Origin of the sequence: Vogesella sp. EB, from assembly GCF_001037925.1 — a bacterium.
Taxonomy (GTDB): domain Bacteria; phylum Pseudomonadota; class Gammaproteobacteria; order Burkholderiales; family Chromobacteriaceae; genus Vogesella; species Vogesella indigofera.
In genome coordinates, this window is the sequence record NZ_LFDT01000020.1 from 30,005 (window position 1) to 48,131 (window position 18,127).

Below are 18,127 nucleotides of genomic sequence, written 5' to 3' on the forward strand. Positions count from 1 at the left end.
ACATGTGGATGCAAGAGTTGCCCTCGATCAATTTTGAGCCCCTGCGAGCCAGCTACCCCGAGCTGGCCAATCTGGCGGCGCATGCCGAACATTATCTGCATGGCGACCCGGAAAGTGCGCTGGTCAAATTGCGCAGCTTTGCCGAGCGGATCGTGGATCACATTTACACCCGCATGCGCTTGCCACAGGCCCCGCAGTCCAAGTTCATCGACCTGTTGAACAATGCCAGTTTCACCATGCTGGCCGACAAACTGGTGCTCGACAAATTTCACCTGTTGCGCAAGCTGGGCAACAGCGCGGCCCATGGCGAAGAGATTCGCCCCATGGATGCCAACCGCGCCCTGCATGAGGCCTGGCAGGTAGCGCGCTGGCTGCATGTGGCAATTGTTGGCGGTAAAGCCGACGATTTCGCCGCGTTTCGCGAGCCGCCTGTCGAGGGCGTGGATTCCAAAGCGGCTATCAAGCGCGAAAAAAAGCGTCTGGCCGAAGAAAACGCGGCTAAGGAAGAAAAGATCAAGGCCATGCTGACCGAGCTGGAATCGCTGCGTGCGGCCGAGAAAACCATGCGCGATGCCATCAATGCGGCCAACCAGCCGGCACCTGCTGCCGAACTGTCGGCAGTTGCCCGCGCTACCACCCATGCCGTGGAACAGCTGCGCTTCTCCGAGGATAAAACCCGCCAGTACCTGATCGACCGCGACCTGGCGCTGGCCGGCTGGAAAGTACCGGCCGCCGGGCAGGGCAGCGCCGCAGTGGGCGTCGAAGTCGAGGTGCAGTATCAGGCCACCCCGTCCGGCATTGGCTATGCCGACTATGTACTGTGGGACGACAACGGCAAGCCGCTGGCGGTGATCGAAGCCAAGCGTACTACCAGGGATGCGCGCGAAGGGCAGGCGCAGGCCAAGGATTACGCCGATGGTCTCGAGAAGATGCACGGCCAGCGGCCGATGATCTTCTTTACCAATGGCCACGACATCTGGGTGTGGGACGATGCGATGGGCTACCCGCCGCGCAAGGTGTACGGCTTCTACAGCAAAGACACCCTGCAATATCGTATCGGCTTCCAGCGGCAAAGCCGGCTGGATCTGCTGCACGTACAGCCAGATGGCAATATTGCAGGTCGTCTGTACCAGATCGAAACGCTTACCCGCGTGAAAGAACGCTTTGCCAGCAAGCATCGCAAGGTGCTGATCGTGCAGGCCACCGGCACCGGCAAGACCCGTGTTGCCATTGCCCTGTCCAAGCTGATGATCGAAGCGCGCTGGGCCAAGCGCATCCTGTTTTTGTGCGATCGCAAAGAGCTGCGCAAGCAGGCCAAGAAGGTGTTCAACGACTACCTGAAAGAACCCATCTATGTGTTCGGCCAGCAAAACGAAGTGGGCAAGCAGGATGCCCGCATCTACATCGGCATCTATCAGGGCCTGATCAACCAGTACGAAGACTTCGACGTCGGCTTCTTCGATCTGATTATTGCCGACGAATCGCATCGCTCCATCTACAACCAGTACGGCGATATCTTCAGCTACTTTGATGCCTTGCAGGTTGGCCTCACCGCCACGCCGGTAGAGATGGTCAGCCGCAGCACCTGCCGCCTGTTTGGTTGCGATTACAAAACGCCCACTGCCAATTACACGCTGGAAGACGCTGTGCGTGATGGCAACCTGGTGCCATTCAAGGTGGTCACCCACACCACCAAATTCATGCGAGAGGGCATCAAGGGCCACGACCTGAGCGACGAGCAGATTGCCCAGCTGGAAGAGCAGGGTATCGACCCCAACGAACTGGAATTCGACGGCGAGGACATCGACCAGGCGGTGTACAACAAGGACACCAACCGGGTGATCCTTCGCAACCTGATGGACAACGGCATCCGCGATGCGGATGGCCAGCTGCCGGGCAAAACCATCATCTTTGCCCGCAACATCCGCCACGCCCGCCTGCTGGCCGAGTTGTTCGACGAGCTGTATCCGCAGTTTGCCGGCAAATTCTGCGCGGTGATCCACTCCGACGAGCCCCGTGCCGAGCAGCTGATCGATGACTTCAAGGGTAGCGACAACTGCAAGAACAACGCGCTGCGCATTGCCATTTCGGTGGACATGCTCGACACCGGCATCGACGTGCCCGAAGTCGTCAACCTCGTGTTTGCCAAACCGGTGAAATCCAAGGTCAAGTTCTGGCAGATGATCGGCCGTGGCACGCGCCTGTGCACTAACCTGTTTGGCCAGGGTCAGGACAAAAAAGAATTCCTGATCTTCGACCACTGGAACAACTTCGCCTACCACGAAATGGAGCCGGAAGAGGCCGAGCCGAAAGTGCCAAAATCGCTGGCGCAGCGCCGTTACGAAGCCCGGCTGGCACTGGCGCAGGCGGCCCTGCGCAGCCACGAGCCGGCCGCATTCGCCATGGCGCGTGACCTGCTGCTGGCCGATGCCCGCGAGCTGGACGACCTGACCATTGCCGTGCGCGACAACTGGCAAGCCGTGCAACAAGCCCGTGATGCGGCCAACGTGGATACCTTTTCCCCGGCCACCGCGCAAATGCTGGCCGATACCATTGCGCCGCTACTTAACGCGCTCGACAAGCGCGGCGAAGGCGACGCCCTGCGCTGGGATATCCTGCTGGCCGATGCCCAGCTGGCTGCCGTCAGCAAGCCGCAACAGCCCAATCCGTGCCGTGCCGACATCCTCGCCTGGCTGGAACGCCTGCCGCCCAACCTCAATGCCGTGCGGGCCAAAGCGGCCGAGCTCAAGGCCATCAAGAGCGATGCCTACTGGGATCAGCCCGACTTTACCATGCTGGAGGCCAGCCGCCTGGCGCTGCGCGATCTCATGCATCTGGCCGAGCGCCCGCAGACCACCCCCGGCCCCGGTCCGGCCTTTATCGACATTGCCGAAGACGCCAGCGAATACCAGGTCGAGCTGCGCAAGACCAATATTCGTTCAGTGGATGCCACCATCTACCGCCAGAGTGTCGAAGCCGCCTTGCGCCCGCTGTTCGACAGCAGCCCCGTGCTGCAGAAAATCCGCGATGGCCAGCCGGTGAGCGATGCCGAGCTGGACCAGCTCAACAGTCTGCTGCATACCCGCAACCCGGGAGTCGATCTGCAAGTGCTGCGCGAGTTTTACGCCGATACCGCCGCACCGCTGGCCGATATCCTGCGCGCCATTGTCGGCATGGATGCCAAAGCGGTTGAGGCCCGCTTTGCCGCCTTTGCCGGTAAGCACCGGCTCGACAGCCAGCAACTGCGTTTTCTGGGCATGCTCAAGGACCAGATCTGCAAGTCCGGCAGCATCCGGCTGGAATCGCTGTTCGAGGCCCCGTATACCAGCATTCACGGCGAAGGCATGGGCGGTATTTTTCCGCGCGAAGAGCAGTTTGACGAGCTGGCCGGTATCATCCGCAGCTTTGGCGAGCCGCTGCCTGGCAAGTCCGTAGCCATCATGCCGTACAACGTATAAATCACCACAGTAAAGAATAATGACCGTTATCCCGATCGAACTTATCGCCGCCACCATCCGTAACGGGCGGATTTACTTTTCGACTGAATTCAAAGCAGTTTTTCCGGCCGACACCATTGCCGAAGACCGCAGCAGCGATGCCAAAGCCGTGTCTACCGTGCTTATCGAGGCTGGTGGCATCGACTACCACACCGATATTCGCATCAATAGTTTGACTCGTCTGAGCCCCCGCAAGTCGTTTGCCGCCTGGCTCAAGTCTCAGCGCGCCGAAGCAGGCCACCAAGCCCGTCTGGTGCAGCTGGGCGAACGCCATTTCCGTCTCGAATACCTGGGAGCAGCAGCATGATCACCGGCGAACTCAAAAACAAGATCGACAGCCTCTGGACCGACTTCTGGACCGGCGGTATCACCAATCCGCTCACCGTTATCGAGCAGATCACCTTCCTGATGTACGCGCGCCTGCTGGACATGGAAGAGCGTAAGGACGAGCGCCGCAAGCAATTGACTGGCAAGCCGTTCAACCGCCGCTTTCACGACGACGAGAAGGATTGCCGTTGGGAAACCTGGCGTCACTTTGGTGCCGAGCAGATGCTGCCGCATGTGCGCGACCGCGTGTTCCGCCACTTCCGTGCCATGGCCGAGCGTTCGGGTAACGAGGCCAGCCTGTTCGCCGATTTCATGAAAGACGCGCAGCTGATGATCCAGAAGCCCAACTTGCTCGCCAAAGCGGTCGAGGCGGTGCACAACCTGCCGCTGGAGCAGGGCGACACCAAGGGCGATCTGTACGAATACCTGCTCGGCAAGCTCACCACCGCCGGCATTAACGGCCAGTTCCGCACCCCGCGCCACATCATCCGCCTGATGGTGGAACTGATGCAGCCGCAGCCCTCCGACCGCATCTGCGACCCGGCCTGTGGTACCGGCGGCTTTCTGGTGGAAAGCTACGACTACCTGCTGCGCAGCCATACCAGTGAAGCCGGCAAACACGTCGAAACCTTCACGAACGACAAGGGCGACACCGAGACCGCCACCTTGTACTCCGGCGACCTGCTGGGCGACTACCGCCAGCACATCGACCACGATATGTTCCACGGCTTCGATTTCGACGCCACCATGCTGCGCATTGCCAGCATGAACCTGATCATGCACGGCGTCGCCGCGCCGGATATCCACTATCAGGACACGCTCAGCCAGGGCTTTGCTGAAAAGCGCCCGCAAGCCGCCAAAAACAGTTTCGACCTGATTCTGGCCAACCCGCCATTCAAGGGCAGCCTGGACGAACAGGACGTGTCGCCCGACATTCTGCGCGTGGTGAAAACCAAAAAAACCGAGCTGCTGTTTATCGGCCTGATTCTGCGCATGCTGAAAACCGGCGGGCGCTCCGCCACCATCGTGCCCGACGGCGTGCTGTTTGGCTCATCCAAAGCGCACGTGCAACTGCGCAAGCATCTGATCGAAGACAACCAGCTCGAAGCCGTCATTTCGCTGCCCAGCGGCGTGTTCAAACCCTACGCCGGCGTCTCGACCGCCATCATTATTTTCAGCAAGGGCGGTAGCACCGACGAGATGTTCTTCTACGACATGCACGCCGATGGCTACTCGCTGGACGACAAGCGTCAGCCGATCAAGGACAACGACATCCCCGACATCCTCGCGCAATACCGGCGCTGGTGCGACCGCGACGGTGATTTCAGTGATCGCACCCAGCAAGCCTTCGGCGTGCCCAAAGCCGATCTGGTCGCGCAGAACTACGACCTGTCGATCAACCGCTACAAGCAGCAGGTGTACGAGGCTGAACAGTTTGAGCACCCGCGCGAAATCCTCAAGCGGCTGATGGCGCTTGAAGCCGACATCCAGCGTGAGCTGCAGGAACTGGAGGGGATGCTGGGATGAGTGCTTACTACAACTTATTAGACATTTGCCGTCCCAAGCAATGGCCAACTATTTCAGGTTCGGAAATGTCTGGTAATGGCTACCCGGTGTATGGGGCTAATGGAATTATTGGTAAACATGACGAATTTACTCATGAAAAGCCAACGATAATGATTACCTGCCGTGGAGCTACCTGCGGTAATTTGAATATTTCAGAAGGGCGTTGCTATATAAATGGTAATGCCATGGCTCTTGATGAGCTAGATGAAGAAAAAATACATTTGCCATTTTTGTATTACTTTCTCCAAAAAAGGGGCTTTGAAGACGTCATCAGTGGTTCAGCGCAACCACAAATAACACGTCAAGGGCTGACGAACATTACAGTTCCTAAAGTTCCCCTCGAAGAACAAAAACGCATCGCCGCCATCCTCGACAAGGCCGACAGCCTGCGCCGCAAACGCGCCCAAGCCACCGCCCTCGCCGACAACTTCCTCCGCGCCACCTTCCTGGAAATGTTCGGCGACCCCGTCACCAACCCGAAGGGCTGGGAAGTTTGTAGTGTTGGCGATGTAACAACTTGTATTGTTCCTGGGCGCGACAAGCCAAAATCATTTACCGGTATGACACCTTGGGTAACAACAAAAGATCTTATTCATTTGGGGCTTACCGCGAATTCAATTGACAGGCTAGGATTGGATGATGATGAAATTTCAGGGGTGAAGGCAAAAACAGTACCTTCTGGAGCTGTTCTGATGACATGCGTTGGTGATCTTGGAGTTTTGTCGATCTCGGATAGCGATATGGTTATAAATCAACAGCTGCATGCCTTTTTGTGCTCACAAGATGTGATTAACTCATTCTTAATGTATGCGCTTTCATTTCAAAAACCATATATGCAAAGTATGGCCTCCAGTACAACGCTGCCTTACATGAATAAAACCATTTGCAATGGCATTCCTGTATTCAAGCCACCATTGCCACTGCAAAAGCGATTTAATGATTTTTTCTTAAAAATTCAGTCGCTGAAAAAATCATTAAGTGTCGCGACAGAATCAGGAACTGTGCTGATATCTTCTTGCTCGGAAAAATATATGAATATTTAGCCCGGAAAATTTGGCTAAGCCTGCGCAGCCCAACGTTCACTGCGCCCCAAGGTTGGCCGCAAAGCCTCGCTATTGATTCCGGCCAACCCTGTAATCTGAACCCAAGCTGATGCCGTCTGAACACGCATTACCCGTAGTCTGGCATCCAAATGCCGTCTGGCATGACTCTGGCGGCGCATCCGGCCTGTGGCGTTCAAGATTGCAAAGAAAATTGAAACAGGAAAAAGTGAATGCCTTCTCTCATCAAATCCATCGCGCTTCGTAACTTCAAGGGGTTTTCTGATGAGGTGCGCATCGACATCAAACCCGTCACACTGCTGTTTGGCGCCAATAGCGCGGGTAAGAGCAGCATCCTGCAGGCGATGCAGTATGTGCGGGAAATCCTGGAGCGCAGCAACCTGAATGCCGATCGCACCTTGCAAGGTGGCGATGCGGTTGATTTGGGGGGCTTTCTTAATCTGGTCAATGGTCGTGATGCCAGCAAAAGCATCGAGATCGAAATCGGCATGCAGCTGGGCGATGAGCCCGTGCCGGAGCTGGTGCCTGACTCCTTCGAGGATTGGCAGTCCGATGAGGGGGATGTATGGGAGTTTTACAGTGCCTTGCAGGATATTCGCAACCGCGTTACCGAGGTGTCGCTGAGGCTTGAGGTCTCCTGGAGCGAAATGCGCTCGGCTGCCTTTGTCAGCCAGTACACCGTTTCTGCTAATGGTGAGTGGTGCGCCAGGATCCTGGCCAGTGGTGATGGACGTGATGCCTCGATGAGCATCAATCCGCTTAATCCGATCTTCATGGCCGAAGCCGGGGTTGTGGATGAGGACCTTCTGGCGGATTTGCTGGGGGATGCATTTTCTGTTGACGAAGCCTTGGGCACTGCATCGGATACCGCAGGATTGGCTAGCGTCTGGCACGACTTGATCGGCCTGATGGAAGGGTACGGGATTCAACGGCCGGCAAGCGGTCTGCGTGCATGGCTTGGTGATTCACAGTTGCTAGGGGCGTTGCCCAAGCTTGACCGGATGCTGTCCATCCCGATTCCGCAGGCAGATGGTGCGGCAGGGATTTATATCGCGCGGGAATTTACTGCATTTATGTCTTGGCTAACCATCGGGCCGGCCATGCTGCTGCGTGACCAATTGCGCCAGTTGCGCTATATCGGGCCTTTGCGGCGCATTCCTCCGCGCGGTTTTTCAGTATCTTTGACGCCGCGCGAGAGCGCCTGGTCCGATGGCATGGCCGCTTGGGAGCGATTGATATCTGGGCCGGCCAGTCTGGTTGAAGACTGCAGCCGCTGGATGTCGCAGCCAGACAAATTGGCAACCGGTTATGGCTTGCAGCGAGCAACGTTGCAGCAGATGGAGCTGGTCGACGGCGTAGCATCGGCAAGAGGCCCTGAAACTCGGCGTATTTTTCTGGCTGACCAAGCGGGTCTGCGCCATCAGCCGCAGGACGTTGGAGTGGGTATCTCGCAAGTGCTGCCGGTTGTGGTGGCGGCATGTGATCCGCAGGCGAGTTTGGTTTGCATCGAGCAACCCGAGCTGCACGTGCATCCTTCTGTGCAGGTGGGCATTGGCGATCTGCTGCTCGATGGCGCATTGAATAATGGCCTGTCGTTCCTGATCGAAACGCATAGTGAGCATTTGATTTTGCGGCTGCTGCGGCGTATCCGTGAAACAGCAGAGAACGAGCTGCCGGACGGCATGCATGCCGTCACGCCGGATGACGTGATGGTGGTGTATCTGGAGAAAACTGCAGGCTCCGTGACGGCACATGCGTTGCCGATTAACGAACAGGGGGATTTTGATACCCCATGGCCACGCGGCTTTTTCGAGGAACGCGGCGAGGAGCTGTTCTGATGATCAAGGAATTTGCCGTTGAGCCTGCAGCGATTGTTGAAAGCGCACTCAGATTTCAGTACGTGATAGAAAAGTTCGGAATCAGCGAAGGGCGTGTGATATCCGAGTTTCCTGCCAAGTGGAAAAAGCTCGTTTATGAGGCTGCGCAGCAAGAGCATCATGGAAAAACTGAGCTTACGAAGATTTTGGAGAAAATCAAGCATTTGCCCAAAAATGCCCTTATCTCGCTGGCTCGACCTGCGGGGACGGGTGATTGGCTGGATATCGTGAAAGCGGAGCACCAGCGACAACCCTTTGACTGGGTACTAACCAAGAGTCCCGAGGAAATTGGGCAAGCTGTTCATCTGGATGCATGGGATGCGGGGCACCCCAGTCTTCAGAATCAAAGGCAGGAGCGCATTGCACGTACTGCTGAAGAAATGGCTAGAGTATGCCGTCCATTACTGCGCGTGGCCAAGCACGTGAAGCTTGTCGACCCGCACTTTGATTTGAATAACCTGCGTTATCGCGAACCATTGGCGCGATTTATCGAGTGCTTGCCTGAGAATGCATGCATCGACATTTTTGTAGCGGGGCTCATGTTAGATGGGACCCGTGATCATTTACTCAATGGGGCAAACAGATTTCTGCCGCAGCGATTACATCGTGGAATGCAGGTAAAGCTTTGGGGGCATGCCAAGGGGCGGATGCATAATCGTTATGTGTTGAGCCAGCTGGGCGGTCTCTTTTTTGGGGTTGGGCTGGACATGGCGGTGGGTGATGCTACGCCAATGGACGAAGTCACTCTGTTGGAAGAGCGCATCCGTGTCGAGTTGTGGAGTGAATATGCCGATGGCGAGTTGATCGGCACCTGGCGGGGGTAGGTCGGATTTGGTCTGCCCAGTTGAACCGTTACCGCGCCCCCAAGGTTGGGCGCAACGCTGAGGATGGCCATCCGGTTGCACGGCTAGCATGTCGCCCCTGCATGCAAAAATTTTTCATTAATTTTCTACCTTGGCTGCCCCCTACAGCCAACCTTTCACTACTGAAAAAAACCATGGATATTCTGTATTACTGGAAGGATGTCGAGCAGGACATTCTGACCAACAAGATCGGCTGGCTGCGTTCCGAACAGGGCGTGCTGGCCGAGCTGGCGGCCACGCCCGCTGACAACCTCTGGCTGGTCAAAACGCCTCTTGGCCACAAAGGCGAGCTGGAGCTGCTGGGCAGGGTATGCCTGGTGGACAGGCCGGTGCGGCCGCTGCCGAAACCGGATGCGGCGTCAGTGGTGTATTACGACCCGCAGCATCCGGCCAGCGTGTGGTTTGCCGAACGCGACGCCACGCTCAACCGCGAGCCGGTGTCGGCATGGATGCGCCGCCACTTTCCGGCGGCGGTGAAAGGCAATTATCAGGGGGCCAACGGCGTGCAGCCCTTGCGTGGCCATGTGCTGCTGCAATTGCAGCAACTGGCCACCACGCTGCAGCCGCAGCCGTTTGCCAGCATTCTGCGCAGTGTTGAACCTGCCTGATGTTTCGATGCGGCCAACGTTGGTCGCAGCCCTCTCCGTCTAACCATTTCCGTTTATCCGCCATGAGTCATTTGTCTTTGCTGTCGCGTGCCTTACGTACATGTTGTTTGCCTTTTTTGCTGCTTCCGTCCATCGCCATGGCAAGCGAGGAGGCTGACTCACCTCTTGGCATATTGCTGCAGAGTAGCTACGCCTACCGCACGATGGAGGCGTGCCGTGGCGGTAACGGCAAGATGCTGTTCGAGCGCATGGCAGTGGTGGTGGCTGGCCACTATCGTTGCCAGCCGGCCTATGGCGAGGCCAAAGACTATCTGGTGGCCTATTACGGTAAGCAGCGTTTCTTTGTCGAGAACAGTGCAGTGTTCATGACCGGAGAGAACCGGAGCAGACTGCCGGAACTGGACGACCAGATTCTGGCCAAGTTGGACTTCAGTGCGCTGGAAGAAGAGGGGGACGCGTACCGTCATGTGGCAGAGGGGCAGGCGTTGAAGGCTTACGATGCCCCGGCCAGGCATGGCATCAGCGTGCTGGATTTTTCGGTCTACGACGAGAGCGAGTACACCGAGGCCACCGGCTTCAAGCTGGAGGTGTACAACCCTACCAAAAAGACCATCAAGTACATTCGTGTCGAGCTGATCGGTATGAATGCCGTGGATGACCCCGTACGTGACCGTTTTGCCGGCAGCGCCATCAAGCGGGTAAGGGGCATCGGCCCGATCAAGCCGCAAGATTTCGGTAGCTATACCTTCGAGCACTTGTGGTTTACCGACACGGTGGAGTGGCCAAAGCTGGTGTCGCTGCGGATCGACTACATGGACGGTAGTAGCAAGACCATCAAAAATCTGAAGCCGGTGCAGGTGGATCAGAAGCACCAGGACGTCCTCACGTGGGAGACGGATTAATCCCTGGCTGCAGTTGCCGCAGGGGCGGCTAACCTTGTCATCTGAATCCTGGCGCATGTTGTGCACAAGCCAAGGGCGGCACATCAACCCCTGCCGGGCGACGCACTGGATGGCAAGACCTTCGCCGAAATATCGCTCAGAGTTGGCCGCAACTCAGGAAACCGAACCAGAGCTTTTGTCATGTCTGAACCTACCTTACCCGCTGCATGGCACCTGCACCTCTGCAGTCATGCCGCCCACTGGAGTGGGCACGTGCGCATATCGAATTCTTGAGGCTACTGGCGTAAGCCGGGCGAACAACGGTGCCGACCTCCGCCACGATCTGGACCGACGATTCTGCATACTGACGTTGCTATGAATGCTGGCTGGCAGCCTTGTGGTGTGGACATACAAGTTGTTGACATCGTGAGAGATCGGGCATTGCCGGTTGATTGCGTGGATTTCGAAGAGCAGGTTTGTCGAGGTGGCTGGTGCGCCGGGAAGACGAGTGGCACGCTTGATCGATGCGGCCAGTCTTGAGCTGGGGGATGTGTTTCCCGACTTTCCGCCAGCATGGCTGACGGATTACCAGCAAACGCCGTTTTGCATTATGTTATAGGCATGCGCTGCCGCAGCGCTGCAGGGTGAAACCGCCGGCGCAGCGTAGCCGAGTCTGAGCGATGCTACCTGATGGTTGACCGCACCAAGGTTGGCTGCAAGCCGCTGCGGCCAACTTTTACCACGCCCAGTGGGGCTTACCGACGGCCTGCTGGCATGCAGAGGCTGCTGGCCCAAGCTGCAAACTTGATCGATGACATGCGGGCAAAATTGAGATGTGGTTAAATCTGCATTGACTATTCCGGCCTAAGGTAGCGGCGTGGCGGCGTGTGCCTAGCACGGTAGGCTGCGCTAAGCCTGCCCAGCCCAACGTTTACAGCACCCAAGGTTGTGTCGCACTGTCTGCTGTATGTATCCATCCCTTTTTGCCGAGTTTTATTAAAGTTCATTTGAATGTAGGTGCCTGAATTGAAAATCAAGCTGATTGACGGGTTGTATCTGGATCAAGAAGGTAATTTGCGTAATACGCTGAGTGACCTGGTGCATCTGCGACAGGGGGATATGGATGGGGCATGTGGCCCGTACTGTCTCGCCATGGCTTTGCTGGTATTGGCTAAGACTGATCGCGGGAACCTGGGCGCTTGGGCGAACCCAGATTATCGGACGCAGATTGGCAAGTTCTGGAAAGAGATCAAGGCGTTGGACCCTTTGGTCATCAACGGTACAAGTTCTGATGATTTGTTGAAAATCATCAAGGCATATAACGGCGTGCAGGGTGATCTCTATATAGGTACCGGCAAGGAATTGAGCAAAGTCATCCGGCAGTGTATTGATAATGGTTATCCGGCTATTGTCGATGTGAGGGGCCGTAAGAACGACGGCTTGAATCATTGGACGCTGGCTATCGGCTATAGCGATGATTTCATATGTCTGCTGGATCCCGGTTACGATCTCCCATCATGTGCTTTCTGGAACGCCACCCTGACGACCTCTCCCACAGCAACCCGTATGGGTTATCGCTACATGAACCCTTGGATGAACTGCGATGTGGAGATGTCAGTGGTCGTCGGAATTCGGCCTTGAAGCGGGATCAAAAGAGCTGGTTTTATCTGAATTCTGTTAAAGCTCTTGCTATCGCAATATCATGCTTGGGTTAAGCCTGCACATCCCACGTTTACCTCATCCAAAGGGTGGTCGCACCGTCTATCCGTTGCAGCCAACTTTCCCTTGCGGACACCGCTTTACTCGCAAGAGAGGCGGTGTTTTTCTTTGTGCTACGCAAGCCTAGTATATAAATTTTATTATTTAAAATAATAAAATTTACCAATCCCTGGTGTGACGCTACTTTGCAGTAGTGTGGTAAATCTTTATCTTATTGATAAATAAGCATTAATTTTGTCATGTCATTGCGTGCCCGTGCAGGCACGCTTCTGGCTCTTGTTCTGGCATACCCGACAAACAGGAGCCTCGCCATGATTATCTCATCACCGCATGCCCTTGCTAATCACCCTCTTGTCCCGCATGCCTGGCAACGCATGCAGCAGCGCGGCATCCCCCCGGAGTTGGTAGAGCAGGTGCTGCGCTATGGCCGGGTGATCTATGCGCGTGGCCTCCAGTTTCGGGTAATCGGCCGCAAGGAGGTCGATTTCTTTGCCTCCCGCGGCATTAACCTGCGTGCCGCCGAAGGGGTGCACGTGCTGGTACAGGCCGACGGGTCGGTACTGACTACGTACCGCAATCATAACTTGCGCGCCATTCGCCCCTGCAAGCGCAAGCACGCCATGCATCACTAACTCTTCTACGGAGCCATCTATCACATGCAAGCACAACTCGCTCTTGATCATGTCCGCTATACCTTGTGCCCGCGCTTTGGCCTGACCGCCCTTGATCAACCGCTGCGCACTAAGGTGCAGTACTTCCGCACGGTCGCAGGCCGTGTGTTCGGGTTACGGGTGGGTGATCTGCTTAACGGCCGTTTTGATCACAAAACTATCGAGCTGATCCTGGAGCCGGTGAGTCTGCCGGCGGGGTTGTCAACACGTTGCGAAGTGCTGGACAGGCCCTATCGCGGCAGCTCTACCCGTCAGCCGACCAAGGGGGTGGACCTGAAAGATGCCCAGACCCGTGTGCGGGTGGAAGGTCTTGTCGCTCTGGACGAACTGCTGGGCTGGTATGCCGCAGCTATCCGTGCTGCTTGATGAACTTCACCCTGTTTCCGGAGAGTCATGACTGATGGATCAAATCGTACTGTTTGTTGTATTGGCGGGGGCAATGTTGTCCCTGATGGTAGCCTGGCAAATTTTACGCTCACGTCAGCAGCAGGCCGAGCTGATTGCTCGACTGGAGGTGCAACTGCATGTACAGCAGCAGGAGGCTTTGCGCGTACAGGGCGAGCATGCGGCGTTGCAGACGCGTTTCGAAGAGACACAATCCGCGTTGCAGCAAAGCACGCTGGAATTGGCGCGCCAGTGTACCGAGCTGGATCAGCAGATCAGCCTTGTGCCGGACCTCAAACGGCAACTTACCGAAACCTGGCGGCAGATTCATGACTTTCACCTTGAGTCGGCTGATCAAAAGACGCGTATTGCTCAGCTTGATGCCGCTTTGTCTGCCGTGATGCAGCAGTACAAAGACTCGCAAACCGAGCTGGCCGACTGGCGTCGGCGTAGCCAATCGGCTGAAGTTACGGTAGCCAACCTGCGTGCCGAAAAGGCAGAGCTGCAATCACGGCTGGACGCGGAGCGGGAGCAGGCTGCCGAAAAGCTGGCACTGTTGCAGCAAGCGCGTGAGCAGTTGTCAGACCAATTCCGTGTGCTGGCCAACCAGATCCTGGAAGAGAAGAGTGCCCGCTTTGCCGAGCAGAACAAGACATCGATCGGTGCGTTGCTCGAGCCACTGCGCGAGCGTATCACCGAGTTCCAGGTGCGTGTCGAGCAAACGTACGACAAGGAAAGCAAGGAGCGCCTGACCTTGCAGAAAGAGGTGGAAAGGTTGGCCGCATTGAATCAGCAAATCAGCGCCGATGCCGTCAATCTGACCCAGGCATTGAAGGGTAGTAACAAGACACAGGGCACTTGGGGCGAGCTGGTTCTGGAGCGGGTGCTGGAGTCGTCCGGCTTGCGCCGTGGCGAGGAGTACGAGTTGCAGTGAAGACAATCCGGTGCGCATCGTGGATGCCTTTAGCAAGAGTTAGGCCGAGGGGAGATAAGTTCTTGCCCAGACATACTTGGCTGGATCTTTCCGCAGAAGGGGCTTTGTTGCATTGCCAAGACACTGCTTCTTGATTTTGAAAGGGGCAGTGTTTTTTTGGGCAGCAGGTTGTTGCAGTTTGTAAATAAATTTATCAAGGACAGATTTTTTTATCTTCTTGCGTGGGTTGTAAGCCCGCTCCAATTCGAGATGTGTTGATAAGTATATGATTTTATTGATAAAACTTGATGTTTGGCATGCATGGTTTGCTGGCACGCTTCTGGCTCTAGCTGGGTATCCCCAACCAGGAGCTGCGCCATGATTGCCGCATCACCGCAAGCCCTTGCTGATTATCCTCTGGTACCACATGCCTGGCAGCGTATGCAGCAGCGTGGCATTGCTCCCGCATTGGTAGAGCAGGTGCTGCGCTATGGCCGGGTGATCAATGCGCATGGCCTCCGTTTTCGGGTAGTAGGCCGCCTCGAGGTGGATTTCTTTGCTGCGCGCGGCATCAATCTTCGCGCTGCCGAAGGCATACACGTGCTGGTACAGCCAGACGGCTCAGTCCTTACCACCTATCGCAACCATGACTTGCGCTCCATACGTTCACGCAAGCGTAGGCAGGCGATGCATCAGTGATTCCAGGTGCTTTCAGTATCCAAGCCGAGCATATCCGTTTTCAGCGGTATATCGCTGCTTTGACGCGTCAGTCAGACCCAGTGTTTGGGGGCAAGGGTACAACGCTGTCGTTGGGTCACCAGCAAGGCATGCGGTCAATGCAGGTAGTTGTTTGTGGCCATTGCATAAAGTTTTAGATATTTGATGGAATTGTTTGGTTATGCGTATATCTGATGTCTGATATTATTTTATGTAAATTACATATTGCTATTATTTGTGCCTGTGCTTATATAAAGGAAAGAACGATGGTTCAACTCAAAAAATTTCAGGAGCAAACCGCCCGCCCGCTGCCGATTATAGTGCTGGCTGATACCAGCGGCAGCATGTCGGTAGAAGGCAAGATCGAGGCCCTTAACAAGGGACTCAAGGACATGATTACCAGCTTTGCCAGCGAGAGCCGCTTACGTGCGGAGATTCAGGTCAGTGTGATCACCTTTGGTGGTAGCCAGTCGGCGTTGAACCTGCCGTTGACCCCTGCCCATCAACTACAAGGCTTTACACCGCTGGTGGCAGACGGCATGACCCCGCTGGGTGATGCTTTGTCGCTGGCTAGCGGGATGATTGAGGACAAGGATTGCATTCCTTCCCGCGCTTACAGGCCGGTCATCGTGTTGGTGTCCGATGGTTATCCCACTGATGACTGGCAAGCGCCATTTGCTCGTTTGTTAAATGGCGAGCGTTCTTCCAAGGCCACGCGTTTTGCCATGGGCATCGGTGCTGATGCGGATGTCTCAATGCTTAGCGACTTCGCCAACGATCCTGAAGCACCGCTGTTTCGTGCCGAGAATGCCCGTGATATTCACCGTTTCTTCCGTGCGGTGACAATGAGCGTCAGTGCGCGCAGCCAGTCGGCGACGCCTAATCAACCCACACCGTTGCAGATCACCGGCGGTGATGACCAAGACTGGGAGTTCTGATGCGCCTGTTGGCCGCTGGGGCTTCGGTGCGAGGCCCCGCGCATCAGCAGGATGGTGTGCCCAACCAGGATGCACTTTGCGTCAGTGGGGTCCGCGGCGGTTGGTGCATCGCTGTCGCAGATGGTTTGGGAAGTCGGCCGCGTAGCCATATAGGTTCGCAGAAAGTCGTCCAACTCATCAGGCAGCTGGCCCGGCAGCGGCAAGACTTGCTTCATGGCGAGGTTGCGCAGGTCTTGCGTGATGCCTGGCTGGCACATTTTGGTGATCGTTACCGGGCCTACGAAACGACCTGTCTGTGGGCCTGGGTAGATGCCTCCGGGCGAGGTGTGGCTGGTCAGGTTGGTGATGGCCTGTTACTCGTCAGAAGTCAGGGGGAGTTCAAAGTGCTGACAGCTCAACGCCAAGGTTTTGGCAACCAGACCACGACCCTGGCGCAAGCTGATCTACGGGGATACTGTTGCACCGAGCTTGTGTTGAGCCTGCCTGGCGATGGTGTGTTGCTGATGACAGACGGCATTTCGGATGACCTGGTTGCGGAACAGTTGGCGTCATTCTTCGATGCCATTTACCGGCGTCAATTGCGCTGCAGCAGACGTCGCATGCGTCAGTGGCTGACAACGGAGCTGCATGGCTGGTCTACGCCATGCCATGGGGATGATAAGACCATCGCTGGAATTTTCAGAACGGATTGAGGCAGATGACTGCAACGACGACAACGCAGCAAAAGCGCGTGGTACAGGACAGCAAAGGCTCGGTTTATGAGCTGGGGGCAGAAATGAGCCGGGGCGGGCAGGGTATCGTCTACCAGACCCAGTATCCGCTGGTGCTGATCAAAGGCTTTACCAACAAAGATGAACAAGCCCGCCAACGCTGGCCGCGCCATATTGCCTGGCTTATTCGGCAAGATTTGAGTGACCTGAAACTGGCCAGACCGCTGGTGCTGCTGGCGGAGCCGCGTTGTGGCTATGTGATGGAGCTGATGGATGGCCTGGTGCCCTTGCAAAGCCTGCTGGAGAGTTTCATTCAGGCCGAGGGTGAGATGCTTGCCGATTATCTACGCCAGGGTGGATTGCGGCGCCGTATCCGGATTTTAAGCCAGTTGGCAAGAACGCTGAACCAGTTACACGCACGCGGCATGCTGTATGGCGACCTGTCGCCAAGCAATATCTTTGTCTCGGATGACCCTGCCCATGCGGAAACCTGGCTTATCGATTGCGACAATATCAGTCTGGAAGCACATAGCGGCTTGACCTTGCACACGGCGGATTATGGTGCGCCCGAGGTGGTGCGCGGTGAAGCGTTGCTGTCCAGCCTGACCGACTGCTGGAGTTTTGCCGTCATCGCCTATCTGTTGTTGACCCATAACCACCCCTTCAAGGGCGAGTTGGTCTCTGATGGCGAGCCCGAGGAAGAGGAGGCGGCGCTGCGTGGTGAACATCCCTGGATTTATGACCAGCAGGATGATGCCAATCAGTGTTTTGCCAACCTGCCTATCCAGTTGATTGAGCACAGCAGGCTGCCTGCCTTGTTCAGTCGTTGTTTTGAGCAAGGCCGCTACCACGCTTGTGAACGGCCAAGCATGGCGGAGTGGCTGGAGGCATTGACGGAAATTGATGAGCGCATTTGCGACTGCGCCAATTGCGGTTGCAGTACGCTGCTGTCTGCCGAGCTTGCCTCTGTGAATGAGGTGTCATGCTTTTTCTGTGACGAACCTGCTGATCAGCGGTTGGTGTTGTTCGAGGAGTTTATTGATTGGCCGCAGCAGGGTGATGGCCAGGCTATGGAGCCGGATACGCTGATGGCAACCGGCCGCAAGGTTTGGTTACAACCTGGAGGCAAGCTGGAGCTCAAGCGCCTGATGCCCTCGTTCAGTTATGACCGTTGGCCTGCCGACCATGTCCGCATTGAGTATACCGAGCAGGGGCTTGGTATCCACCCGTTACCGCAGGGCAAACTGCATCTGCAGCGAGGGGGGGCAAAAAAGCTACTGGAGCGTTATCAGGGTCTCAAGGAAAGTCTGCGAGGGCAGCATGAGGAGCCTTACCGGATCCATATCGGAGAGCTGGATGAGGCCCATGTCATTTGGCAGTTCAGGTGGTGATGAA

The 18,127-nt window shown here is 56.2% G+C and carries 16 protein-coding genes; all 16 read left to right on the forward strand.

The features are described 5' to 3' along the window. The first annotated feature begins 8 nt into the window (after positions 1 to 8). The 16 genes from ACG97_RS11860 to ACG97_RS11930 all read left to right on the forward strand — a co-directional run bounded on the left by ACG97_RS11860 (position 9) and on the right by ACG97_RS11930 (position 18,123). A complete protein-coding gene (locus ACG97_RS11860) occupies positions 9 to 3,458 on the forward strand; it encodes a DEAD/DEAH box helicase family protein (RefSeq protein WP_047967598.1) in 3,450 nt (1,149 codons plus the stop codon). A gap of 19 nt (positions 3,459 to 3,477) precedes the next feature. Further along, positions 3,478 to 3,804: a hypothetical protein gene (locus tag ACG97_RS11865; protein WP_047967575.1), complete on the forward strand. Its 327-nt coding sequence runs from the start codon at positions 3,478 to 3,480 to the stop codon at positions 3,802 to 3,804. Beyond that, the gene (locus ACG97_RS11870; RefSeq protein WP_047967576.1) at positions 3,801 to 5,351 is read left to right on the forward strand and encodes a class I SAM-dependent DNA methyltransferase; all 1,551 of its coding nucleotides are present in this window, start codon (positions 3,801 to 3,803) and stop codon (positions 5,349 to 5,351) included. Before ACG97_RS11865 ends, ACG97_RS11870 begins: the two co-directional genes overlap by 4 nt. After that, a complete protein-coding gene (locus tag ACG97_RS17330; RefSeq protein WP_082133771.1) occupies positions 5,348 to 6,433 on the forward strand; it encodes a restriction endonuclease subunit S in 1,086 nt (361 codons plus the stop codon). Before ACG97_RS11870 ends, ACG97_RS17330 begins: the two co-directional genes overlap by 4 nt. 230 nt (positions 6,434 to 6,663) lie before the next feature. Further along, on the forward strand, positions 6,664 to 8,289 hold the full coding sequence (locus ACG97_RS11875; RefSeq protein ID WP_047967577.1) for a DUF3696 domain-containing protein: 1,626 nt from the start codon (positions 6,664 to 6,666) through the stop codon (positions 8,287 to 8,289). Beyond that, positions 8,289 to 9,152, forward strand: coding sequence for a hypothetical protein (locus ACG97_RS11880; protein WP_047967578.1), 864 nt, complete (start codon positions 8,289 to 8,291; stop codon positions 9,150 to 9,152). Before ACG97_RS11875 ends, ACG97_RS11880 begins: the two co-directional genes overlap by 1 nt. Before the next feature lie 173 nt (positions 9,153 to 9,325). Then, a complete protein-coding gene (locus ACG97_RS11885) occupies positions 9,326 to 9,799 on the forward strand; it encodes a hypothetical protein (protein ID WP_047967579.1) in 474 nt (157 codons plus the stop codon). 62 nt (positions 9,800 to 9,861) lie between these two features. After that, a complete protein-coding gene (locus tag ACG97_RS11890; RefSeq protein WP_156168031.1) occupies positions 9,862 to 10,701 on the forward strand; it encodes a hypothetical protein in 840 nt (279 codons plus the stop codon). Positions 10,702 to 11,706: 1,005 nt separating this feature from the next. Beyond that, positions 11,707 to 12,321, forward strand: a complete 615-nt coding sequence (locus ACG97_RS11895; protein WP_047967581.1) for a hypothetical protein — start codon at positions 11,707 to 11,709, stop codon at positions 12,319 to 12,321. A gap of 389 nt (positions 12,322 to 12,710) precedes the next feature. Next, positions 12,711 to 13,031: a DUF4258 domain-containing protein gene (locus ACG97_RS11900; protein ID WP_047967582.1), complete on the forward strand. Its 321-nt coding sequence runs from the start codon at positions 12,711 to 12,713 to the stop codon at positions 13,029 to 13,031. 24 nt (positions 13,032 to 13,055) lie between these two features. Further along, entirely contained in the window at positions 13,056 to 13,436 is a 381-nt protein-coding gene (locus tag ACG97_RS11905; protein ID WP_047967583.1) for a hypothetical protein, read from the forward strand. A gap of 34 nt (positions 13,437 to 13,470) precedes the next feature. Next, positions 13,471 to 14,388, forward strand: coding sequence for a DNA recombination protein RmuC (rmuC, locus tag ACG97_RS18060; RefSeq protein WP_047967599.1), 918 nt, complete (start codon positions 13,471 to 13,473; stop codon positions 14,386 to 14,388). A 357-nt stretch (positions 14,389 to 14,745) separates the two neighbouring features. Further along, the gene (locus ACG97_RS17340) at positions 14,746 to 15,066 is read left to right on the forward strand and encodes a DUF4258 domain-containing protein (RefSeq protein ID WP_082133772.1); all 321 of its coding nucleotides are present in this window, start codon (positions 14,746 to 14,748) and stop codon (positions 15,064 to 15,066) included. Between the two features lie 212 nt (positions 15,067 to 15,278). Beyond that, entirely contained in the window at positions 15,279 to 16,022 is a 744-nt protein-coding gene (locus ACG97_RS11920) for a VWA domain-containing protein (RefSeq protein WP_202902768.1), read from the forward strand. After that, on the forward strand, positions 16,022 to 16,714 hold the full coding sequence (locus tag ACG97_RS11925) for a PP2C family serine/threonine-protein phosphatase (protein WP_047967586.1): 693 nt from the start codon (positions 16,022 to 16,024) through the stop codon (positions 16,712 to 16,714). Before ACG97_RS11920 ends, ACG97_RS11925 begins: the two co-directional genes overlap by 1 nt. A gap of 5 nt (positions 16,715 to 16,719) precedes the next feature. Further along, positions 16,720 to 18,123: a serine/threonine-protein kinase gene (locus ACG97_RS11930; protein ID WP_047967587.1), complete on the forward strand. Its 1,404-nt coding sequence runs from the start codon at positions 16,720 to 16,722 to the stop codon at positions 18,121 to 18,123. Positions 18,124 to 18,127 lie beyond the last annotated feature (4 nt).

Coding starts and splice junctions, on each gene's coding strand:
- ACG97_RS11860 (WP_047967598.1), top strand. CDS start 9: ATGCAAGAGTTGCCCTCGATCAATTTTGAGCCCCTGCGAGCCAGCTAC.
- ACG97_RS11865 (WP_047967575.1), top strand. CDS start 3,478: ATGACCGTTATCCCGATCGAACTTATCGCCGCCACCATCCGTAACGGG.
- ACG97_RS11870 (WP_047967576.1), top strand. CDS start 3,801: ATGATCACCGGCGAACTCAAAAACAAGATCGACAGCCTCTGGACCGAC.
- ACG97_RS17330 (WP_082133771.1), top strand. CDS start 5,348: ATGAGTGCTTACTACAACTTATTAGACATTTGCCGTCCCAAGCAATGG.
- ACG97_RS11875 (WP_047967577.1), top strand. CDS start 6,664: ATGCCTTCTCTCATCAAATCCATCGCGCTTCGTAACTTCAAGGGGTTT.
- ACG97_RS11880 (WP_047967578.1), top strand. CDS start 8,289: ATGATCAAGGAATTTGCCGTTGAGCCTGCAGCGATTGTTGAAAGCGCA.
- ACG97_RS11885 (WP_047967579.1), top strand. CDS start 9,326: ATGGATATTCTGTATTACTGGAAGGATGTCGAGCAGGACATTCTGACC.
- ACG97_RS11890 (WP_156168031.1), top strand. CDS start 9,862: ATGAGTCATTTGTCTTTGCTGTCGCGTGCCTTACGTACATGTTGTTTG.
- ACG97_RS11900 (WP_047967582.1), top strand. CDS start 12,711: ATGATTATCTCATCACCGCATGCCCTTGCTAATCACCCTCTTGTCCCG.
- ACG97_RS11905 (WP_047967583.1), top strand. CDS start 13,056: ATGCAAGCACAACTCGCTCTTGATCATGTCCGCTATACCTTGTGCCCG.
- rmuC (WP_047967599.1), top strand. CDS start 13,471: ATGGATCAAATCGTACTGTTTGTTGTATTGGCGGGGGCAATGTTGTCC.
- ACG97_RS17340 (WP_082133772.1), top strand. CDS start 14,746: ATGATTGCCGCATCACCGCAAGCCCTTGCTGATTATCCTCTGGTACCA.
- ACG97_RS11920 (WP_202902768.1), top strand. CDS start 15,279: ATGTCTGATATTATTTTATGTAAATTACATATTGCTATTATTTGTGCC.
- ACG97_RS11925 (WP_047967586.1), top strand. CDS start 16,022: ATGCGCCTGTTGGCCGCTGGGGCTTCGGTGCGAGGCCCCGCGCATCAG.
- ACG97_RS11930 (WP_047967587.1), top strand. CDS start 16,720: ATGACTGCAACGACGACAACGCAGCAAAAGCGCGTGGTACAGGACAGC.